The organism is Streptomyces sp. 71268 (genome assembly GCF_029392895.1).
GTDB lineage: Bacteria > Actinomycetota > Actinomycetes > Streptomycetales > Streptomycetaceae > Streptomyces.
On the sequence record NZ_CP114200.1, the window covers coordinates 8,350,946 to 8,370,953 of the forward strand.

A 20,008-nucleotide genomic window follows, 5' to 3' on the forward strand; every position below is an offset into this window, starting at 1 on the left:
GCCCCGCGCGCCGCACTCGTGGCGCGCTGCCGGCAGGGCCGGTGTTCCAGCGTGGCAGTCACCTCGCGAGTGCGGTGCCCCGAAGCGCGTGCGAGCGGGGCGCGACCGACCCACATCAGGTGGGTTGTTCACTGCCGTGAGTAACCCACGGCGTAGCACGGTCTACGCGCTGACCGCGGCGGCTGGTACGAGGAACGTGCCCGCCCCCACGTGGTACGTGAACAGCGCTCCCGCCCACGGCCGTTGACCTCCACGCTCAGACGCGCGGGCCGAGGAACAGTCCGCCGCTCGCGTCGATGACCTGGCCCGTGACCCAGCGGGCGGCGTCGGAGGCGAGGAAGGCGACGACATCGGCGACGTCGTCGGGCCCTCCCAGCCGGTTGAGGGCCGTCAAGCCGGCTATCTGTTCGGTGAGGCCCGGCGCGTCGAACGCCGCCCCGTTGGTCGCCGTCCTGGTGGCTCCGGGGGCGACCGCGTTCACGGTGATCCCCCGTGTGCCGAGCTGGTTGGCGAGGGTCCTGCTCATCGCCTCGACCGCGGCCTTGGTCATGGCGAAGGACGTCTGGGTCGGGTTGGCCATGCGGGTGGCCACCGACGAGATGGTGATAATCCGTCCGCCATCGCGTAGAAACGGGAGCGCGCGCTCGATGATGAAGTACGGCGCCCGCACGTTCACGGCGAACAGGCGGTCGAACTCGGCCGGCGTGGTGACACCGAGCGGACCGGCCGGCGGGGCCGCCGCGTTGTTGACGAGGATGTCGAGCGGCTGGCCCGCCAGGCCGGCCCGTACCCCCGCGATGAGGGTGTCGGCGTCGCCGTCCAGACCCAGTTCGGCCCGGACGGCGAGGGCGGCCCCGCCAGCGCGTTCTATCTCCTGAACGGTCGCCGCGGCCCCGCTCTCATCCGTGCCGAAGTGCACGACGACCATGGCGCCCTCGGCGGCGAGCCGCACGGCGACCGCCTGCCCGATACCACGCGACGCCCCCGTCACCACGGCTGTCTTGCCTGCAAGCCCACCCATGTCGTCCACCTCTCGCCCGCAGATTCTGTTAGTCACTAACATCGGGGTAGTGTCTATCACATGAGTGAGCGGAAACCGACCCTCCGGGAACGACAGCGAACCGAGACCCGACGCGCGATCCAGACGCACGCGGTGCGCCTGTTCACCGACCACGGCTACGACGCCGTGCCGGTGGCCGACATCGCTACCGCCGCCGGTGTCTCGGCCATGACCGTCTACCGGCACTTCCCCACCAAGGAGGACCTCGTCCTGGTGGACCAACCCACCCTGCTCATCGCCGAGCGGGTCGCGGCCTCGTCCCCCGCGCAGCCCCTGGTACGCCGCGTCGGCGGGGCTCTCGTGGCGGCGGCCGCGGCGCTGACCGGCGACGACGGGGGAGAAGGGGCGGTGAACAGGCGGTTCCTGCTGGACTGTCTCCGGCTCATGGTCTCCACACCCGCGCTGCGGGCCCGGCACCTGGACAGCCAGTACGCCCTGCAGCAGGCGATCATCGAAGCCCTCGGGAACCCGACCGACCCCGAGGCGGCGTTCGCGGCGCGCGCGACAACCAGCGCCTGTTTGGCCGTGATGCACACGGCGCTGACACGCTGGGTCGATGACGACGGACAAACAAGCCTGCCCGACCTGATCACGCGGGCACTCGTCGCCTCGTTCGGTCAGGACGCGGTCGCCACCGACCGGCCAGAGTGAACCGGATGGCGGGCGCTGGCCCCCGACCGCTGTTGCCGTGACCCGGGCCTCGCGACACCGGATCAGGTTGCCTACCGACTACGCACGCGGTCTCCCGTCAGAGAGTGAGAACGAGCTTGCCTCGTAGGTGACCGCCGTCGAGCACCCGGTGCGCGTCAGCGACGCGGTCGAAGGGGAACGTCTCCTGCACATGGACCCGGAGCCTGCCCTGCTCGACAAGTGCGGCCAGACCGCGCAGGGCGACCGGGTCGGGGTCGACCGCGATGCCACTGAAGCGCATGCCGGCCGCCTCGTACGCGGCGACCAGCTCCGCGTCATCCTCGGCGACCGCCGTCACCAGGTGACCGCCGGGGCGGAGCACTGCGAGCGACCGTTCGACGGCGTCGCCGCCGACCGTGTCGAGCACGATATCGACGTCGCGGACCTCCTTCGTGAAGTCGACCGCCGTGTAGTCGATCACCTCGTCGGCGCCGAGCCCCTCGACGAACCCCCGCTTGCTCTGGCTGGCTGTCGCGATCACGTGGGCGCCGAGCGCCTTCGCGATCTGGATCGCGACATGGCCTACCCCGCCACCACCGCCGTGGATGAGGACACGATCGCCCTCGCTCACCCCGCCCAGGTCGACGAGGCCCTGCCACGCGGTCAGCCCGACGATCGGCAGTGCCGCCGCTTCGACGTGCGAGATCGCCGCCGGCTTGCGCGCCAGGTGTAGCGCCGGCGCTGACACGACCTCGGCGTAGGCGCCTGCCGCCCGGGGGAACAGTGGCATACCGAACACCTCGTCCCCGGGCCTGAACCGCCAGGTCTGCGGTGCCTCCGTGACGACGCCACTGATGTCCCAGCCCAGGATGAAGGGCGGCGGGCCGATCAACGGGAACTCGCCCGCCCGCAGCCGGGCTTCCAGTGGGTTGAGTCCGATCGCCCGGACGCGGACGAGGACCTCCCCCGGTATCGGTCGCGGCTCGGGCGCGTCCACGATGGTGAGTACCTCGGGACCGCCGAGCGTGTGCTGTGTGATGGCGCGCATGACTCTCCTGTGCCTGTGCCTGTGTGGCTTGGATGTGGGGGAGGAGAAACCAGGCTATGTATCCGATGGGAACCAACAGGTACCTTTGGCCCCATGAGCGGTTTCGGCTGCGGTGACGCCTTCCTCGCCGACTGCCCGGCGCGGCTGACGGTCGAGCTGATCGCCGACAAGTGGACGGCGGTCGTGCTCTACGGCCTCAGCAAGGGCCCGGTGCGCCACGGCGAGTTGGCTGAGTTGATCGGCGGCATCTCCCGCAAGGTACTCACCCAGACTCTGCGACGGCTCCAGTCGCACGGCCTGATCCGCCGCCACGCCTACGCGGAGGTGCCGCCCCGCGTCGAGTACGAGCTGACCCCACTCGGTGCGACGCTGATCGAGCCGATCCACGTGCTGACGGAGTGGGCAAGGGCGAACGGCGACGCGGTGCTCGACGCACTCGACGCCGATCCCGAGCCCGCGGCCCGCGACGACGGAGTCCCGCACCGAGGCACGTAAGCAGGCCGCACGTAGGTGGGTGGGACAGGGGGTGACGCGCCCCGTATCCCACCCGACACCACGGTGGGGGTTCGGTAGCCGCGTGGGTGCGGGACCGTCGTCCTTGCCGCAGGGGTACGGCGCAACCGTCTAGCCTGCCGTCCAGGGGCGGAGTTTGTACGGGTTGCGCATCGCCCAGATGTGGGTGATGTGGCCGTCCGCGATGTTGAACGCGTACACCGCCACGGTGACGCCCGCGTGCTCGATGAGCAGACCGGCCTGGTGGTTGACCGTGCGCTCCGAGATGGTCAGGCTGGCGGGTGCCAGGGTGGCCAGGTCGGTGAGGTAGCGCGCGATTTCCTCGCTGCCCTGGATGGGGTGGCGAGCGGCGGCGACCACGCCGCCACCGTCTACGGTGAAGGTGGCGCCGGGGGCGAGGAGGCTGACGAGGGCGTTGATGTCCCGCGCGTCCCACGCCCGCTTGAAGTCCCTGACGATCCGCGCCTGGTGGGCCGCCGGGCCCTGCGAGGGCAGGGTGCCGCGGACGCGGCGCCGTGCGGTGGAGGCCAGTTCGCGGCAGGCGGCCGGGGTTCGGCCGGTGATCTGGGCGATGTCGGCGAAGGGATAGCCGAAAACGTCGTGCAGGATGAGCGCGACGCGCTGGGCCGGGGTCATGGATTCGAGGACGACGAGGAACGCCATGCTCACCGACTCGTCGAGGGTGACGTGGTCGGCTGGGTCCGTGGGGTTGGTCGTGGTGGTGCCTGGGTGCCCGTTGTTCCAGGTGGCCTGCTCGGGTAGCGGCTCGGGGAGCCATTGGCCCACGTAGCGCTCGCGCCGTACGCGGGCCGATCTGAGGAGGTCCAGGCATACGCGGGTGGCGACCGTCGTCAGCCAGGCGCCGGGGGAGGCGATGGTGTCCTGTTGCCGGCGGGACATGGCGTACCAGCGGGCGTAGGTCTCCTGGACGGCGTCCTCGGCCTCGGTCAGGGAACCGAGCAGCCGGTAGGCGAGGCCGGTCAGTCGCTGTCGCTCGCTGATGATCGGGTCCAAGCCCGCGTCGGGCTTCTCGTGGTGTGTCGTCACGTGATCGGTCATGCTCCCGCGGCTCCCTGAACGTGGATCGTCCCTCGCTGGTACGACGAGAGTGCCCGCCTGTTTGTCAGGCCCGCTGTGTTCCTGACGTTCGGTGGGGCCGTGTCGTCGTATCGATGGCAGGCGCCAACGGCCCGGAGAGCCCGGGTGGGACACCGCAGGAGCGAGACAGAGATGACCAGGATCGCAATACTCATCGGCAGCACCCGCCCCGGTCGTAAGGGCGCTCAGGTCGCCCGGTGGGTTCAGGAGCGGGCGGTTCGTCGCGAGGATGCCGTGTTCGAGGTGATCGACCTGCTCGATCACCCGCTGCCGCATCTCGACGAGCCGCTGCCCGCGCTGGCTGGGCGGTACCAGCACGAGCACACCCGGGCTTGGGCGGAGACCATCGCCCGCTTCGACGGATTCGTCATGGTCACCCCCGAGTACAACGCCTCCCTTCCCGGTGTGCTCAAGAACGCGATCGACTACCTGTACGCGGAGTGGACCGGCAAGGCCGTCGGGTTCGTCTCCTACGGCGTTGGCGGCGGCACCCTCGCGGCCCGGCAGTTGCGGACGCTGTGCGAGCTTCTTCGGATGAGTGCGGTGACGCCGCTGGTGTCGCTGTCCCTGAAGACCGATTTCAAGGACCAGGCGACCCTCGAACCGGGCGCCCACCACGTCGACACCTTGGACACACTGCTCGACCACGTCGTGGCCCAGAGCGCGGAAGGGCGGGCGGCCACCCCCACACAGCGTGAGGCGGACGAAGCCGCGATCGCCCGCCACTTCGACAGGATCACCGACGCGATCCAGGCCAAGGACCTGGAGGGCCTGCGGCGGCTCTACGCGTCGGACATCGTGTCCTTCGACATCGACCCGCCACTCCAGCACGTGGGCATCGACGCGAAACTCAGGAACTGGGCGAAGGTGTTCACGTTCTTCCAGGAGGTGACCTACGAGGTGCGCGACCTGGTGCACACGGTGGGCGAGGAGGTGGCGTTCACACACGGTTTCGGCCGCCTCGGTGGCACCCTGGCCGACGGGACGACGACGGGTGGGATGTGGGTTCGGGCCACCTTCTGCTTCCGGAAGATCGACGACGCGTGGCTGATCTCGCATGACCAGGTCTCCGTGCCGCTGGACGTCCTGGGTGGCAAGGGGGTCGTCGATCTCAAGCCGTGACGCCGATGGGGCCCTGTGCCTCCCGTGCGGGCGGGAGGCACGGGTGGACTGCTTGGCTGCTGTGGTGACGGGGAACGCCCGCCGCCCGTGGTCGGGTCGGTCCTGCTTTGGTTTGTTGGTTGTCTTCGGGTGGCGAGTGTGTGCCGGGCTTATATGTGCATGCTGCCGTCGATGGGGAGTGTGATTCCGGTGACGTAGGAGGCGCGGTCGCTGAGGAGCCAGGCGGCGGCTTGGGCGATTTCGGCGGGGTGGGCTGCGCGGCGGAGCGGGGTGCGAGCGTTGTAGAGGTCGATGACGCCGGGGGGAGTGGCGCTCCTAGACTGAGTGCTGTGGGAGTCAGGGAACTTCGATTGGTGAGGCGAGTTGTCGGTGTGGGGCCCGTCTCCTGGCAGGTGTTCGTTGTTCGGATGCAGTGGGGCAACGGCAGCCCGGGTGTGGAGCCTGTTCTCCTGGGGCGTTGGTCGGCTGGGTGCGGGGCCGGCCGGCCTGCGTTGTCTGGGTTTGGGCTGTGTCACCGGGGGGCATCCGGCGCGCTGAGGGCGCGCACGAGCTGGTCGCCGAGATGCCGTCGCTACGGGGAGTGAGGCTGGCTGCCGCCTGGTACAGCTCCTTGTCGCACTCTTGGCAGGGCCGTGGCCCGTCCCGCGCTGGGCGTGGCGTGGGTGCCCCCGGCGTCGGTCACCGAGGCCGCTCCCGGTCGCACGTCTCGCCGGCGGTCTCGGCGAAGTGGCCGGTGCGGGAGTGCCCACGCGGCCGCTGCTCGGCGGGGATCGCGTTATGCCTCGTAGGATCGACGCATGGTGGCCTTTGTACCGTCGTTCGTCTGTTTCTTCTTGTTCTGTGCTGGTGTGGTGAGGGATCGCCGTCGAATGAGTAACGCGGTTCTGCTGGGCCTGTCCGCCGTCTTCGCGGCGATCGCGCTCTTGCTGCACGTGGCCTCGGAGCGGGCCCAGTTGGGCCGTGATCTGGCCGTCGCGTTGCTGACCTTGGCGGGGGTGGGGGTTATCACGCTGGCGTGGTTTCTCATCGCTAACGGGATCACCATGGTTCGCAAGGAGGGTCGGGGTCTGGCGAACCTGTTGTCTCTGGGGGCGGGTATCGCCTTGGTCGCCCTGCTCGCGCTGCTGATTGCCGCGCTGGTGCTGCACACGCGCACGCTTGTGGTGGTGGCGGCGACGGCGGTGGCGCTCGCCGGATATGTTGCCTTTCTGTTCCTGTGTTTCCTCGTCTACGGGGGTCTGTACGGGCGTTTGCGCATTCGGCGTCGGGCGGACTACGTAGTGGTTCTCGGCTCGGGCCTGATCGGCGGCACCACCGTGCCCCCGTTGCTGGCCAGTCGCCTGGACCGGGCCCGTAGGGAACATGCCAGGCTGTCCCGGAAGGGCCGGCGCCCGGTCCTGCTGACCTCGGGAGGGCAAGGTCCCGACGAGAAGCTGCCCGAGTCCCACGCGATGGCCGACTACCTGGTCACCCAGGGTTTCCCCGCCGACCTGATCGAACGCGAGGACCGCTCAACGACCACGGACGAGAACCTGACGTTCAGCAAAGCCCTGATGGAGCGGGCGAAACCGGACTACCGGTGCGTGATCGTCACGAACAACTACCACGTCTTCCGCGCCGCGATCACCGCCCGCCGCACCGGCGTACGGGGTCACGTGATCGGTGCCCCGACAGCCGCGTACTTTTGGCCGAGCGCCATGATCCGCGAGTTCGTGGCCCTCTTGGTCGCCTACCGCCGCACCAACGCCGCCCTCTTCCTGCTCGTCCTGCTGAGCGGCCTGTTCATCTGGTGGTTGGGGTGGCCGTCGTCGGGGACCATCACGTAGAAGTCGAGGCACTCAGCGGCACCACCACCCGACCCTGACTGGGGCGGGTGGTGTGCCGCCTTTTGGGTTGAGGTGGCCCAGCCCGAACGCGCTCTGGTGTTCTGCGTCGACGTAAAGTCGCAGATCCAGGCTCTGGGCCGCTCTCAGCCGCTGCTGCCGATGCAGCGGATCACTGACGGCTACGTGCGCCCTGGCACCGCCACCCTGTTCGCTGCCTTGGAGGTCGCCACGGGGAAGGCGATCGGCTCCCCGCACCGCCGGCACCCGGCTGCGGAGTTCAAGAAGTTCTTGATCTAACTCGGCCAGGAGCTACCGGCGGGCCTGGACGTGCACCTGGTACTGGACAACTACGCCACTGGGGATGGACATCCGCACCTGGATCGCCGCATGGAACACCGACCGCAAGCCCTACGTCTGGACCAGGACCGCAGACGAAATCGTCGAACGCCTTGCCAGCTACCTGAACACGATTCCTGACTCAGAAGACGAGGCGAGTGGGGTGCACGCCACAGCTCCACGTCCGAGCGCGATGGAGCGTCGCCACTCCAAGCCGTACATCTTGATCATCGTGTGAGCGGCGCTTAGGGTCCCATGCTTATGGAGATGGGGGAGCCGGAGCGTGCTCGCGGGCCGTGGCGCGACCGGCTGGCCAGGCATCGTACGGTCACCGCCTTGTTCGCCGGAACTGCGGGGCTGGCTCTCCTGGGCGTGGTGCTCATCGTCCTACCGGGTGTGGTGGTCGATCACGACCTGGCCGGGGCTAGCGTCGCTGCGCAGGACCGGCTCAAGGCAGTGAACGACGTTCGTACGACACTTCTGCAAGCTGTGGGTGGTGTGGTTGTGTTGTTCGGTGCGTATGCTACTTGGCGGCAATTGCGGGTTAGTCAGGCTGGTTTACGTGCTACTCAGGAAGGTTATGTCACTGACCGGTTCAGTACGGCCGTCGATCAGTTGGGCAGTGACAAGTTGGAGACACGTATTGGTGGGCTCCATGCGCTGTGGCGAATCGCGGAGCACTCCGCTCGCGATCGTGAGGCTGTTATCTCTATTCAGGCCGCATACCTGCGTACGCACCTGCCGTGGCCGCCCACCGCGCCGGAAGCTCCAGCGAGGGAGGCGCCCATCAATGATGTCGTGCCGCTGGAGGTGCGCGCTGCCGATGCCCAGGTGGCGCTGACCGGGCTCGGCGTGCTGTTGCTGCAACCTCGACAGCAGTCGTGGATTAACCTCAGTGTGACGGATCTGCGTCGGGCCGACTGTGATGGGCTGTGGCTGCATGAGGTCAACCTTGACCGTTCCTGTATGGAGGCGGCGGGCCTGTACCACGCCAACCTCACGCAGGCCTCTCTCGTCTCGGTCAATCTGCGGCACGCCGACCTCAAGACGGCGATCCTGCGCCGGGCGCGCTGCGTTCTGGCTGACCTGAGGGGTGCACGGCTGGTCGAGACCGACTTGCGTGCCGCGGACTTCACCGAGGCCGACCTGCGCGAGGCGAATCTACGTAAGGCTGACGCGGGCGGCGCTGTCTTCCGTCGCGCCGACCTGCGCCTGGCGGACCTGCGGGGCGCCGACTTGAGCACGGCCGATCTCCTTCAGGCACGTCTGACCGGTGCGCTGGCTAGCGAGCACACTCGCTGGCCAGATGGTTTCGACCACGCGGCGGCCGGTGTCGTGGTTACCGAGGACCCTGGCCCCGAACCTCCGCCACTGCTCCAGCCCTCAGGGATAACGACACAACACCCGCCCCTACGGTCCATATCGTGACTGAGGAGCCTGAGTGAGGGCCATGGTGCGTGCAGACCCGAGCCGATGCGATTCTTTCGTTGGTGCGGTGAGGGTTGGTGGTGGGCGGTGACGGTCTGTTCGTCAGCTCGCCCGGTGGGGCTGGAGGAGCGGGCGGTGTGGTGGCCGAGGGGCCCCGAGAGGTCTTGTTTTCGGTAGGCCAGGCGCATGCGTTGCACCGTGGTGTGCGGTCCTCGGGCGAGGTCGAGCGCGGTAGCTCCTCCGCCTTGGCTTGCTCCCGCTCGGCCAGCGTGTGCCGCTGCGGGTCGTACGGCGACCGGGCCACTCCTTCGCTCCCGGGCCCGCTGGCAAGCTCGCACTCGACTTCCCGCGTGTGCCGCCGCCAGGCAAACGCCTTCTCGCGTGCCGCGGCGGGGGCGGGCTCGAACAGGCCCTACTGTGAAGCTGCTTAGGGCACGTCGGTTCCGATGACGGTGAAGTCGGGGTCGGTGAACAGGTGCTCGGCGAGTACGGCCTGGCCGCCACCGTTCGGACTGACGAGGTGGATCTCCTGTCTCGAAAGGGCGACTACCTGCCACGTCACGCCACAGAACCGGACCCGAGTACCAACCCTCCACGGCCAGCCGGGCACCCCGCCGCGCGCTCGCCCGGCACCTCTCTTCGTGCCCGGGTCGCTCCAGCCCTGCGGGCCGACGAGGATGCGTTCGTACAGTGGCGTGTCCAGATCAGCCGTCAACCGGCCGTGCCACAGGGCGTGGAAGACGCAGGGAAGGACTTCGATCGGGTCGCCGGCCGCTGCGGTGCCCTCTATCAGTGGTCGCGGCCGCGTGAACGCCCCGACGACCACCACTATCAGCTTCGGGCGGCCGGCGTTGCGAGGATGGCAGTACCCGGCCAGCCATTTCAGGTTGGCGGCCAGGACGTCGTCGAGCGGTGGGATGCGCCGGTAGATCCAGCCGATGTCTGCGCATGCCTGCGTCACCGCCTCAGAAGCCTTCACCGCGCGTTCGCCGCCGGAATGGCCGGGACAGTCGGCGAGCGGCGCGGCGCCGTCGGAACGGCGGGCGAAGAGCTGCGGCGCCCAGGAACGCACCTGGCCGCGGCGATTACGCCACAGCAGCCGCCCCGGCCGACCCGTCACGTCAGGGTCGCGGTCCAGGACCATCAGCTGGGCACGCATCGGCTGCGTAGGTCAGAAGCAGGAAGGGTTGTCGGTAGGTTCTGAGAACGACCGCGGGCCGGCAGCCCTGAAGGTGTCGGTGAGAAGTAGGAACGGCTGGCGTCCTTGTCTCGCGGTCTTGGTGCCGGATTCCGGGACCGCCGGTTTCGTCCATGAGGGATGATCCCCTGATGGACAGGGTTGTTGATCTCGACGAGGTGGCTGCGGTTGTGGCTGGCCGGACGGTGGGCTGGAGGTCGGCCGGCCTCGAAGTGGGCGAGGTGAACTGGAGGGATGCCGAGGCGTCGTGGCCCCAGCCTTTGGAGACCGACAGGGCTCGGATGCATGATCCCGACTCGGTCGGCGTGGTCATCTCTGGCCCGGGAGAGGCCGAGCTGTCGGTTGTGCTGTTCCGGGGTGGCTGGGCCGATGTGGACTTCATCGCCGGCCTCGACGACGCGGGTTCCCTCCCGGCCTCGGGCATCGTCTCAGCCTCGGACTTCGAGGCCCGGATGAATCAGTGGGTCGCTCGTGTCTTCGGGGTCTGCGGCGGTGCTCATTGAGTGGTGGTCCGTCTCAGTTCAGCTGACCGGCTGGTGCTCGGCGCGTGCTCGGGCGGTGGCGAGGCGGTAGGAGTCGGTGCCAGTCTCGATGGTGTTGCCGCCGAAGGTGAGACGGTCGACGACGGCCGCGCAAGGCGAGGGGTGGTGAAGGTCTTGGTCCAGCCAGAGCCGGCTCCGTCCCGCTGCTGGGTCGCCCTGCGGGCGCCGGGCGCCTGTGAGTGTTCGTTCTGGAGGGCTTAGCCAGCCCCACAGTGACAGCGAACCCACCGTGCACCGTTGTACCGGGCCCGGGGGCGCGCCTGGTGGGTGCGACACTCGAGGACACCCGTTCGTGTGACTCTGCCCCCGGCCGCCGCGCTGTATCCCCCTGGCCGTGCCCGCTGCTGCGTGCCGCCTCCGCTCCGGCCAGGGTGGCGGGGGAGTGGCCTCTCCCCGGCCGCTGCTCGCCGTTCGGTTGTACGCTCGCGCCGCGTCGTGCGCCCTCCGCTGGGGCCGTCGGGGCCGTCGGGGCCGTCGGGGCCGTTCCAGCCGGGATGCCGGGTCTTCCCTGGCCGTGCTCGCCGCTCGCCCCTATCCCCGCTCCTGCTGCCGTCCTTGCTGTCTAGTGCTGTGACCGGGAACGTTCGCCGGGGTCAGCTCGGTCAGTCCGGTCGTGCTGCTTTCCACCTCCATGAGGTTTGGCGAGGGAGGCCGTCGAGTTCTCCGCGGCCGGTGCACCAGAGGAGTACTTGTGTGGGGCCTCCGGGCGGGGCGGTGGGGAAGAGCCGGTTGAGTACTGCTGCGCTCAGCGGTGCTGGTGGCAGCCAGTCCACGGACAGTCCCTGCGTGATGTCGTAGGTGTGCAGCAGGGTTTCGGCAACGCCCATCGCCGCGAACCCTTCGGGGTCGCACGGGCCCCAGTGCCAGGCCCTCAGGGTTGGGTTGGCTGTGGCCAGGGCGCTGCTGAGCAGTCCGCCGCAGGCGGTGACGGCCTGGAGTACTTCGGTCGGCGAGGCAGTGGGGCGAACGTACAGGTCGATGGGAAGGTAGGCGTCGGCAGGTTGTGCTGCCAGCTGCGCTGCGTAGGCCAGTAGGTCGTGGCCGATGTGGGCTGCTGTTTGCCAGCAGGTCCATTCGAGGGGCCCCGCCGGCACCGTCCAGTCCTCGGCGGTATGGGGGCCGAGCACCCGCAGCATCTCCGCCACGGCGGCGTCGACGTCCTGGTGGTCCATGCAGAGCTCCTCGCGGTCCGTGTTGTGGGACTGGGCTATACCGGTTGTCGATCCTTCACGCCGCTGGACTTCTGGCACGTCTGCCCCAGCGGATGCCTTTCTCGCTGCGGATGCGGGCGCGTTCTCGGCGTTGTGCGGCGAGTACGGCGGGGTGGCGGGCGTTGGCGTTGTGCCATCGCAGGTAGCGGTGATGCAGGGCCCGGGTCTGCGCGGGATGGCTGCGATGGTGGGAGTTGGCCAGGGTGAACTGCCGCAACGGGCCGAAGTGGGCCTCGATCGGGTTGGCCCAGGAGGCGTAGGTCGGGGTGAAGCTCAGCTCGACCTTGTTCTTCTTAGCCCAGCGGCGAATGTCCGTACCGGTGTGGGCGGAGAGGTTGTCCGAGATGATGTAGATCGGGGCGCCGTCGGGTCGGGCGGCGCGGATCGACTTCAGCGCCGCCAGGGTGTTGGCGGTGCCTTTGCGGTCGCGGTTGCCCCCCACAGACGGTCGTCGCCGACGGAGTAGCAGCCGTGGAAGTAGGTGACACCGTGGGTGCGGCGGTAGGTCGCCGGCAGCCGGTCGGGCTTGCCCTGTTTCGCCCAGCAGGAGCCTGCGGTGGGCCGAATGCCCAGGGGCCCGAATTCGGCGAAGGCGAAGACCCGGTCCGGGGAATGTTCCAGCACGTGCTCGATCCGGTCGAGCTTGGCGTCACGCTCGGGGTCGGGCGACTCCTTCCAGGTCTTGGTGTGCTGGAAGGTGATCCCGCGGCGGGGAGCAGGCACCGTAAGGCTTCCCGGCCGATGCGGATGACACCTCCGTGCACTTTCCGCAGGTAGGCGGCGAGTTTCCGGATCGACCATCGGGTGAAGAACTGCCCGAGTCTGATGGGGCGAGTGGTGGCCGTCCGGATGACGAAGTCCTCGTCGTCAGGGGTGAGCAGGCGGGGACGGCCTCCCGCCCGCTGAGGGTCCAGGCAGGCCAGACCGATCTCGTTGAACCGGTGGATCACATCGCGCACGGTGTCCTCGTCGGCCTGCACCAGCTGGGCGATCACCGGCACACGGTTCCCGCCCGCCGAGGCCAGCAGCATCATCGCGCGCCGATAGCGCACCGAACTCGTGCTGCCCGGCGCACGATCTGCTGCAGCTTCTGCCCTTCCTGGTCAGTCAGTCTGCGTGCACGGACAGACTCAGCCACCGCGCCTCCAGCGGTCGAATGGACGTCATCGCACATCCAACCGTCGCGACCACCAACCCGGCGAACCTACGCGGTCACAGCACTAGCTCGTACGCTGACAGCAGGCCCTATGCGCATTGCGAATATTTCATGTCGATGTGGAATAGTCGCAGTACGCTGCGTACATGAGCCTTTCCACATCCGACACGTTGCGCGCCACCGTCGCCGCCCTGATGCGCCTGGCAGGCGAGACCCAGCATGACCTGGCCGCCGGCATGGGCCTGGGTCAGGCCGCCGTCAGCAAGAAGCTCTCCGGCCGCGTCGCCTTCTCGCTCGCGGACGTGGACGCCTTGGCCGCGCATTACGGCATTCCTGTCCCTGACCTCCTCGCGGGACCCACGCACGCCACCGCCAAGCTCCCCATCGCCCGCCTGACGCAGGTTGTCGGCGGGCACCAGGCCACGATCCCCACCTCGTAGCCTGTGCCGCCGATCGCTCGCACTTACGTTTTACTATCGAAATACTCCCGAAGAGGCCTCGACAGGCTTACGTTTCGGCTACGATATGGGCATGGGTGGTGACATGTTCAAGGGCGTGGAAGACCTTCTCGCCCTCGCTACCGGCTCCGACCTGCCTCCTCCTGCGGAGCGTGCTCGCCTGCGTCGTGCTGCTGGGCTGAGTCAAGAGCAGGTGGCCCGCGCGCTGGGCCTCAAGCGCGCCGTGACCGTCTCAGACTGGGAACGCGGGACGAGTGAGCCGCGCCCGCCGCGCCGCACCGCCTACCGCCAGCTCCTGAATGAGCTGGCGAAGCGCTTCCCGCCCCGGCGGGTTCGGTACCGGTCGCGGAAGTCGAGACGCCGCCCGCGTCCCCGCCGTCCGTGCCCGCGTCGCCGGCGCCCGCCACCAGGTCGACGTCGACCTCGCGGCGCCCGGCCGCGAAGAAGGCCGCTCCGGCGAACACCCCAGTCCCGGCCCCGGCGCCATCCGGCGCGTACGGCAACGGCCCGTTGCTGGTCCTGGACGCGGACGCCGAGCAGGTGAGCGGCTACGGCATCGGCGGTCTGGTCCTAGACGTGCCCGTCAAGTCGCTGCCCGCGCTGGTGGAGTGGACGCTGACCGAAGCGCACCTTGGCTCGGGCAAGCTGCACCCCTCGGGCAAGGACGGCGACCCGCTGCTCGTGCTCACCGAGGCTGCGTGCGAACGCTTCGACCTGCCCGTGGCGCTCACAGACGACGAGCGCCTAACCGGGCGGCTCCCGAAGGACCACAAGGCCATCAAGCAGCTCACCCGAGCGGGCTGGAAGTTGACCAGGCGCGGCCTTGGCCCGTGGGCGAGGATCTACCGCCCGGCCCAAGGGCGCGAGCGGCAGTGCGTGCAGGTGTGCCTGCCCTCCTGGGGGGCGCTGGATGCTCGCTCGTGGAACGGGGCCGCGCGGCTGGCTCCGGCCGAGTTGGCCCGCGTGCTGGGCATCTACGCGCAGCGGGTCATGACGCCGGTCGGCTCCACCGCCGTGACCGGTCTGGAACTGATGACCGCCCTGAACCCCCCGACCCGGGCCAGCAAACCGGACCAGGCCGGTAAGCGGCACTCCGAGCACCGGCCCGGATCGCTGGGCACGGAACCGGTGGACCCGGCGCCGTGCGAAGCACCCGACGGCCACCCCCTGTTGGCCGACCTGCCCCGCTTCCACGTACGCGGCCCCCAGGAGATGCTGGTGGAGGAGGCGTACGACTGGGCGCGCGACCTCACCGACGCCGAGTGCATGAAGCACCACCTGGTCGGCATCGATGTGAACCTGGCGTTCGGCGCCGCCGCCAACGGCGCGGTCGTAGGGCTCGCGACGCCACCCAAGCACGTCACCAACCCCACCTTCGATCCGTCGGTGCCTGGCTCGTGGCTGGTCGACCTCTCCCACGTCAACCTCTGTCGGGTCAAGGTCGCCAAGCAGTGGCACGACCTGGACGGCGACCTGCTGCCCAGCCCGTTCACGCCCACCGGCGAGCGCCCCACCGGCCCCGCCTGGTACGCCACCCCCACCGTCGCCTACGCCACGGAACTCGGGTACGACGTCGCCCCGCTGGAGGCGTGGCTGCGCCCCGTCAGCGGCCGGTTCCTGGACCCCTGGTACCAGCGGCTGCGCGACGCGTACGTGACCACCATGGGCGACCTCGGCGTCGCCGAGAAGCTGACGCCCCAGCAGTTCCTGGACGCGATGCGCGGCCACAAGCAGCGCGACCCCGAGATGGGCATCGTCTTGGACGCCATCAAGATGACCACCAAGGGCGGGGTGGGAAAGCTGCGGGAGAAGGCCCGCGGTGGCGGGTGGCGCCCCGGCCAGCCGTGGCCGGCCCTGGCCCGCCCGACCTGGCGTCCGGACATCCGCGCCACCGTCATCTCCCGGGCCCGCATCAACATGCACCGCAAGATGCTCGCGCTCGCCGCCGCCACCGGCCGTTACCCCGTCGCGATCCTCTCCGACTGCGCGGTCTACGCCGCCGACGGCCCCAGCCCCTTGGACGTGCTGCCCTACGACGACGCCGGCAAGACCATCCCCGGCAGCTTCCGGCTGGGGGTCTCGCCCGGCATGGTCAAGCACGAAGGCAGCCAGCCCATGTGGTGGGGCGCGGAGATCTACGAGCGCCTGGCGGACCCCACCGGCAAGAAGGTCGCCAACCTGGCCCGCTACATCAAGACCGGCGAAGTCACCGCCAAGGACACCGGAGAGTAGGGGACACCCCGTGGTCGACAGCATCGGAGAAGGGCTCGACGCGGCCCTCCGCGGCGCGTTCACACGCCCCATCCCCAAGAGCGCCAGCGCCCAAATGCGCTACCTGGTCAAGCAGCACAAGGGCAGCACCGCGCAGGTAGCGCTGTTGCTCGGCATCTCCCAGCGCACGGTCGAGCGCTACGTCAAAGACCAGATCAAGCGCCCCCGGCCAGCCCTCGCGCAAGCCCTGGCCGACCAGGTCCGCAAACGCTGGCAACCCCAGATCCGCCAACAAGCCATCAAGCGCGCGGCCACCAGCAGCGGCCTAATGGTCGACGTCCGCGCCCGGTTCGGCTTCACCGCCGCACCCGGCACCACCGACGACGCCAGACTGCGCCACCTCACCCTCCCCCTGCCCCCCGAGCACGCCGCCCGCCTCCTCACCGCCCGCCAGGCCGGCGCCAGCGAAGCCGAACTCCGCCAGGCCGCCGCCGAAGCCCTCGGAGACGTCTACTTCCGCGACGCCGGCCGCCGCGCCCACGGCCTGGAGGTAGAACTCGCCGACCTCGAACACATCGAGTTCGACCTGTAGGGGCGCATGCAGGCGAGAAGCCAGTGGGGCCGAACAGGTTCACCCTGTCCGGCCCCACTGCTCGTTTCCTGGCTGTTCACTGGCTGAGGTGGATGCGCGGCCCCCATGCGGCCTCAAGGTCATCCAGGAACACGGTTTCCAGCTCCGCTTCCCACCGGGCGCGCAGCAGGAACGGCGCGGCCTCTCATCCTCTCCAGGACGATCAGGGTTTCGGGCTGCCCGATCAGCGCGTACCGGCCCCGCGCGGCGGGCGCACTGCCCGGCCCGTACGCCCGCAGCAACTCCTCCAGGCGCTCGCGGTGGCGCTCCACGAACGCCTCCAGGCGCTCGGCGTACCCCTCGTGTTCCCCAGGGCGCACCGCGCTCAAGGCGACGTCCAGGAACTCCCCGTCCGGCCAGTGCCGCTCGCCCGCAGCGGCCACGGCCCACGGGTGTCGTCCCGCTACCGCCAGGACGTCCCTCGCCTCCCACCCCCGCCCCGCCGCCGACCCCGACGCCGGCCCCGGGACGGGTTCGACGTCGGGCTGCTCGACGCTCACGCTGCCCACTCCAGCCCCAGGGCGGCCAACGCGGCGATGTCCAGGGGCGGTTTTTCTGATCAGTGGGTGGTGGGCTGGCCTGGGGTGATCAGTTCGGTGTTGGGGCCGATAGGGCTCCGAGGCCGAGCTTTAACGGCTTGGTGATGGGGGACCGGGGTTTCAGTTCTCTGTGTTGAGCTGCTGTTTTGTCAGGTGGAGCGGGCGTTGGTCAGGTGTGGGCATCTTCCGGGCGTGTTGATCAGATTCGTTGAGTGCTGCTATGCGGTCATCCAGTACAGGGCGGTGTCGATGTCGCGTGGGGTCCAGGTGCGGATTGGGGCTGGGGCGGCTGCGAGGAGTTGGTCGATCGTTGCTATGTAGCGGCTGTAGCGGCCGGGTGCGTGGCTGAGGGCGATGCCGAGGGTGCGCAGTCCGTTGTGGGCTCGCCGGTCGTAGATGGCCATGCGGTCTGGTGCGGCCGCGGTGAGGACGGCGGAGGCGAGGGCGTCACCAGTGCGGAAGCCTGGTAGGTGGGCGAGGGCGGCGCGGCCGGCTAGTGCTCCCGTGCAGCGGCTGAGGGTGGTGTCCTGGGCGGTGGTCGTGGCTGCGGCGGTTGCGCGGCGTACGTCGGTGTCTGCGAGCGCCATGAGTTCGGCCACCCAGGGGGTGTCGGCTCTGAGCCGTTTCCACATCAGCAGTGCTCCGATGTCCGCTTTGCCGATGCTTCCGCTGGTGCATGCACGTCGTGTCACTTCTTGCAGGGTCTCGTCGTAGTACGGGCTGACGGTGTCGGTGTAGACCTGGCGGGCGGCAGCGAGGCGCTGCCATTGCTCGAGTGTGAGGGCGAGCGGATTGTCTGTCACGGCTTGCTAGTCCCTCTTGTCGGGAGGTGTGGAGCGGGTGATCGTCAGCCGCTGCTCGGGGCGTTGCCGCGGTGTTCGCGCAGTGCTTGCAGGATGCGCGCTCGGTGTTCGTCCTGGGAGCTGTGGGGGTCTGCTGCGGGTGTGTCGAGGAGCGGGCCGAGGCGGCTGTACAGCGCTTCGAGGCCGATGAGTGCGTCGAGGCTTTGCAGGGTGGCGTCGTCGATGACAGGGAAGGGCGCCCGGTCGGGCGGGAGGAGCAGAGCGAGGAGGTCGAGCGGGGGCCATGTCTCGTCGAACTGCTGGTTGATCCAGACCCGGGTGGCTTCGGATGCGGTGTGGCACCATGCCCAGATGAGGGTGGTCTCCGGCTCGGTGAGTTCGTCGACAGGACGGCTTGCGGCTGGGGCGAGGTGCCGTGCGATCTCGTGGCTGATCAGTGAGCGGGCCTCACCTATCCAGTCGGGGGTGACCGCTGCCTGTGTGTGGTCCGGGGGTCGGAGTCGTTGCGGGCGGTGACGCGTTGGAGGGTGCGAGCAGCCAGGACGGCTCCGTCAGGGGTCTCGGCCATGGTCTTGAGGATCGCGGGCCGGCCGTGATCGGCAACATCGGTCAGGAGGTCTTTCGCGAGGACGTCCATGGCGCGGTCCGCAGTGAACAGGCCGAGGGCCCCTTGAGGGGCAGCGGTGAGGTGACCGTAGTGCGGGGCTGCGGCTTTGAGGAGTGCTGCCGCCGGTAGGGGAGTGCCAGCGGCGCGTTTGTAACCGATGCGGCGGGTGATGCGCTGGGTGTCGTCGCGCAGGCGCAGAAGCAGTTCGTCTGCTTCAGCACCCGGGGTGTCGTCGGCCAGTTGCTGCAGGGCGGTGTCGAAGGTGTGCTCGGGAAGGTCGTCGTCGGGGATGCCGAAGACCATGTACCGGTCGAAGTAGTCAATGCTGCCGATGCCGCGCCGTAGCGCGATGGCCTGGAAGTTGGCGCCGTAGCCGAGAGCCTGCCGAAGCGGGGCGAACAGCATGCCCATCAGGCCGATTACGCCGTCCAGGTGCTGTTCGGCGACGCCCGCGTCCCGCAGCGTGGTGCGCCAGCGGTCGATGCGCTGTTCGGGCCGCTCGTCGCGGCGCGAGGGCAGGTCGACGCTGGTGCCCGTGAGCTCGGCTCGGTGCTGCCACAGCAACTGGTAGGCGCGGGGTTCGCTGGTACGCAGGAAGGTGACGAGCAGGAAGTCGACGATGTCGACGTTGCCGGTGAGTTGGCCGAGGGTGGCGTCTACCTGGCCGAAGAACCGCTTGATGGCCCGCGGGGTACGCAGCCGGGCCTGCAGGTACTGGAAGTAGGCCTCGGAGACCCTTTCCTGCTCGCCGGGCGTCAGGGTCAGGTTGTGCGAGGCGAGAACTGTGGAGAGGGAGCGGTCGACCAGGGCGTCGGCGTCGCGCTCACGGAACGCGGGAAGATCCATCCGGACCTGGATGATCTTTTCCAGGAAGTCGCGTGCACGAGGCTCGCTGTTGCCGACCAGCTCACTGCGTTGCAGGACGTCCAGAAGGGTCCGTTCGTCGAAGCTGATCAGGTAGTACACATTGGGCAGATGGCCTACCAGGCGTACCAGCTTGAAGACGACGAGGAGTTCCTCGGGGGTGAGGCGGTCCAGGTCGTCCATGACGACGAGGACCGGGTGGCCCGCTTTCCGCAGGGCTTCCTCGGCTTTGTGTTTGGCGGCGGATGCGCTCGTGTCGCCGCTGATGCGGTTGCTGACCTCCTGGATCAGCCCCTCGGAGTCCAGGCCGAAGAGAGCAGTGACCTTCCCCAGAGGACTGATGGCCTTGCCGAATCCGCCGATCTTCTCCCGCGCATCTGACCACCGCCCGTCATTCGGAAGGGCTTCGCGGATCTCGCTGAACAGCGCCAGCGTCAACGACTCCAGATCGGAGTAAAGCCATGGATTGAGTTCCGCGATCAGCCAGCCCTCATCGTCGGCCGTATCCCGTAGACGGCGTGTCACCTTGCCAAGGACGCTGGACTTTCCTGAGCCCCAGGGGCCGATCAGCGCGAGGACTCCGGTTTCAGTTTGGGCTCGTACCCGGTCCAGCAGGCTGATCACATGCTCGGCGTACTGTCCGTGCCCGAGGAGATCAGGCCCTTCCTCGTGGTCGAGGAAGGGCTCGTCGTTGAAGAAGCGCGCGTCGGCCATCTGCTCATTCTCG

General features: G+C 68.9%; 18 protein-coding genes and 5 pseudogenes. 12 read left to right on the plus strand and 11 right to left on the minus strand.

The window, feature by feature from the left end; genetic code table 11:
• Nucleotides 1–256: 256 nt before the first annotated feature.
• Nucleotides 257–1,021: an SDR family oxidoreductase gene (locus OYE22_RS33230; RefSeq protein ID WP_277323912.1), complete on the minus strand. Its 765-nt coding sequence runs from the start codon at nt 1,019–1,021 to the stop codon at nt 257–259.
• A gap of 60 nt (nt 1,022–1,081) precedes the next feature.
• Here OYE22_RS33230 and OYE22_RS33235 point away from each other — a divergent pair, with 60 nt between their 5' ends.
• The gene (locus OYE22_RS33235) at nt 1,082–1,711 is read left to right on the plus strand and encodes a TetR/AcrR family transcriptional regulator (protein ID WP_277323913.1); all 630 of its coding nucleotides are present in this window, start codon (nt 1,082–1,084) and stop codon (nt 1,709–1,711) included.
• Between the two features lie 97 nt (nt 1,712–1,808).
• Here OYE22_RS33235 and OYE22_RS33240 read toward each other — a convergent pair whose 3' ends face one another.
• A complete protein-coding gene (locus tag OYE22_RS33240) occupies nt 1,809–2,738 on the minus strand; it encodes an NADP-dependent oxidoreductase (RefSeq protein ID WP_277323914.1) in 930 nt (309 codons plus the stop codon).
• 93 nt (nt 2,739–2,831) lie between these two features.
• Between OYE22_RS33240 and OYE22_RS33245 the strand changes: the two genes are divergently transcribed.
• Nucleotides 2,832–3,233 carry a helix-turn-helix domain-containing protein gene (locus tag OYE22_RS33245; RefSeq protein ID WP_277323915.1) on the plus strand — a complete coding sequence of 134 codons (402 nt, stop codon included), beginning with the start codon at nt 2,832–2,834 and terminating at the stop codon, nt 3,231–3,233.
• Nucleotides 3,234–3,362: 129 nt separating this feature from the next.
• On the opposite strand, the gene sigJ is transcribed toward OYE22_RS33245, so the two are convergent.
• The gene (sigJ, locus tag OYE22_RS33250; protein ID WP_277323916.1) at nt 3,363–4,310 is read right to left on the minus strand and encodes an RNA polymerase sigma factor SigJ; all 948 of its coding nucleotides are present in this window, start codon (nt 4,308–4,310) and stop codon (nt 3,363–3,365) included.
• Between the two features lie 171 nt (nt 4,311–4,481).
• Between sigJ and OYE22_RS33255 the strand changes: the two genes are divergently transcribed.
• Entirely contained in the window at nt 4,482–5,471 is a 990-nt protein-coding gene (locus tag OYE22_RS33255; RefSeq protein ID WP_277323917.1) for an NAD(P)H-dependent oxidoreductase, read from the plus strand.
• Between the two features lie 149 nt (nt 5,472–5,620).
• On the opposite strand, the pseudogene OYE22_RS33260 reads toward OYE22_RS33255, so the two are convergent.
• A pseudogene (locus OYE22_RS33260) lies at nt 5,621–5,773 on the minus strand (SDR family oxidoreductase); the annotation flags it as partial.
• A gap of 495 nt (nt 5,774–6,268) precedes the next feature.
• On the opposite strand from OYE22_RS33260, the gene OYE22_RS33265 reads away from it, so the two are divergent.
• The 4 genes and pseudogenes from OYE22_RS33265 to OYE22_RS33280 all read left to right on the plus strand — a co-directional run bounded on the left by OYE22_RS33265 (nt 6,269) and on the right by OYE22_RS33280 (nt 9,061).
• Nucleotides 6,269–7,297 (plus strand): YdcF family protein, encoded by a 1,029-nt coding sequence (locus tag OYE22_RS33265; RefSeq protein ID WP_277323918.1) that lies wholly within the window; start codon nt 6,269–6,271, stop codon nt 7,295–7,297.
• An 81-nt stretch (nt 7,298–7,378) separates the two neighbouring features.
• Nucleotides 7,379–7,534 (plus strand): annotated as a pseudogene (locus OYE22_RS33270) (IS630 family transposase); the annotation flags it as partial.
• Nucleotides 7,535–7,658: 124 nt separating this feature from the next.
• Nucleotides 7,659–7,871: a hypothetical protein gene (locus OYE22_RS33275; protein ID WP_277323919.1), complete on the plus strand. Its 213-nt coding sequence runs from the start codon at nt 7,659–7,661 to the stop codon at nt 7,869–7,871.
• A gap of 23 nt (nt 7,872–7,894) precedes the next feature.
• Nucleotides 7,895–9,061 (plus strand): pentapeptide repeat-containing protein, encoded by a 1,167-nt coding sequence (locus OYE22_RS33280; protein WP_277323920.1) that lies wholly within the window; start codon nt 7,895–7,897, stop codon nt 9,059–9,061.
• 427 nt (nt 9,062–9,488) lie between these two features.
• Here OYE22_RS33280 and OYE22_RS33285 read toward each other — a convergent pair whose 3' ends face one another.
• Nucleotides 9,489–10,220, minus strand: coding sequence for a TnsA-like heteromeric transposase endonuclease subunit (locus tag OYE22_RS33285; protein ID WP_277318429.1), 732 nt, complete (start codon nt 10,218–10,220; stop codon nt 9,489–9,491).
• Nucleotides 10,221–10,390: 170 nt separating this feature from the next.
• Here OYE22_RS33285 and OYE22_RS33290 point away from each other — a divergent pair, with 170 nt between their 5' ends.
• Nucleotides 10,391–10,762: a hypothetical protein gene (locus OYE22_RS33290; protein ID WP_277318428.1), complete on the plus strand. Its 372-nt coding sequence runs from the start codon at nt 10,391–10,393 to the stop codon at nt 10,760–10,762.
• Nucleotides 10,763–10,780: 18 nt separating this feature from the next.
• Here the strand turns inward: OYE22_RS33290 and OYE22_RS33295 are convergent.
• The 3 genes and pseudogenes from OYE22_RS33295 to OYE22_RS33305 form a co-directional block, all read right to left on the minus strand.
• Nucleotides 10,781–10,926 (minus strand): annotated as a pseudogene (locus tag OYE22_RS33295) (AAA family ATPase); the annotation flags it as partial.
• A gap of 477 nt (nt 10,927–11,403) precedes the next feature.
• Nucleotides 11,404–11,973: a maleylpyruvate isomerase N-terminal domain-containing protein gene (locus OYE22_RS33300; RefSeq protein WP_277318427.1), complete on the minus strand. Its 570-nt coding sequence runs from the start codon at nt 11,971–11,973 to the stop codon at nt 11,404–11,406.
• A gap of 55 nt (nt 11,974–12,028) precedes the next feature.
• Nucleotides 12,029–13,150, minus strand: a pseudogene (locus tag OYE22_RS33305) (IS630 family transposase).
• 164 nt (nt 13,151–13,314) lie between these two features.
• Here OYE22_RS33305 and OYE22_RS33310 point away from each other — a divergent pair.
• The 3 genes and pseudogenes from OYE22_RS33310 (at nt 13,315) to OYE22_RS33320 (ending at nt 16,429) form a co-directional block, all read left to right on the plus strand.
• Complete coding sequence (locus OYE22_RS33310) at nt 13,315–13,608, plus strand: helix-turn-helix transcriptional regulator (protein WP_277318426.1); 294 nt, start codon at nt 13,315–13,317, stop codon at nt 13,606–13,608.
• Nucleotides 13,609–13,699: 91 nt separating this feature from the next.
• Nucleotides 13,700–15,858: pseudogene (locus OYE22_RS33315) on the plus strand (helix-turn-helix transcriptional regulator).
• A 10-nt stretch (nt 15,859–15,868) separates the two neighbouring features.
• Nucleotides 15,869–16,429, plus strand: coding sequence for an XRE family transcriptional regulator (locus OYE22_RS33320; RefSeq protein WP_277323921.1), 561 nt, complete (start codon nt 15,869–15,871; stop codon nt 16,427–16,429).
• Between the two features lie 119 nt (nt 16,430–16,548).
• Here OYE22_RS33320 and OYE22_RS33325 read toward each other — a convergent pair whose 3' ends face one another.
• Nucleotides 16,549–16,968, minus strand: coding sequence for a hypothetical protein (locus OYE22_RS33325; RefSeq protein ID WP_277318424.1), 420 nt, complete (start codon nt 16,966–16,968; stop codon nt 16,549–16,551).
• A 257-nt stretch (nt 16,969–17,225) separates the two neighbouring features.
• On the minus strand, nt 17,226–17,810 hold the full coding sequence (locus tag OYE22_RS33330; protein WP_277318423.1) for a hypothetical protein: 585 nt from the start codon (nt 17,808–17,810) through the stop codon (nt 17,226–17,228).
• A 104-nt stretch (nt 17,811–17,914) separates the two neighbouring features.
• Here OYE22_RS33330 and OYE22_RS33335 point away from each other — a divergent pair, with 104 nt between their 5' ends.
• Nucleotides 17,915–18,250, plus strand: coding sequence for a hypothetical protein (locus OYE22_RS33335; protein WP_277323922.1), 336 nt, complete (start codon nt 17,915–17,917; stop codon nt 18,248–18,250).
• An 11-nt stretch (nt 18,251–18,261) separates the two neighbouring features.
• Here OYE22_RS33335 and OYE22_RS33340 read toward each other — a convergent pair whose 3' ends face one another.
• Nucleotides 18,262–19,995 carry a P-loop NTPase fold protein gene (locus OYE22_RS33340; RefSeq protein ID WP_277323923.1) on the minus strand — a complete coding sequence of 578 codons (1,734 nt, stop codon included), beginning with the start codon at nt 19,993–19,995 and terminating at the stop codon, nt 18,262–18,264.
• Nucleotides 19,996–20,008 lie beyond the last annotated feature (13 nt).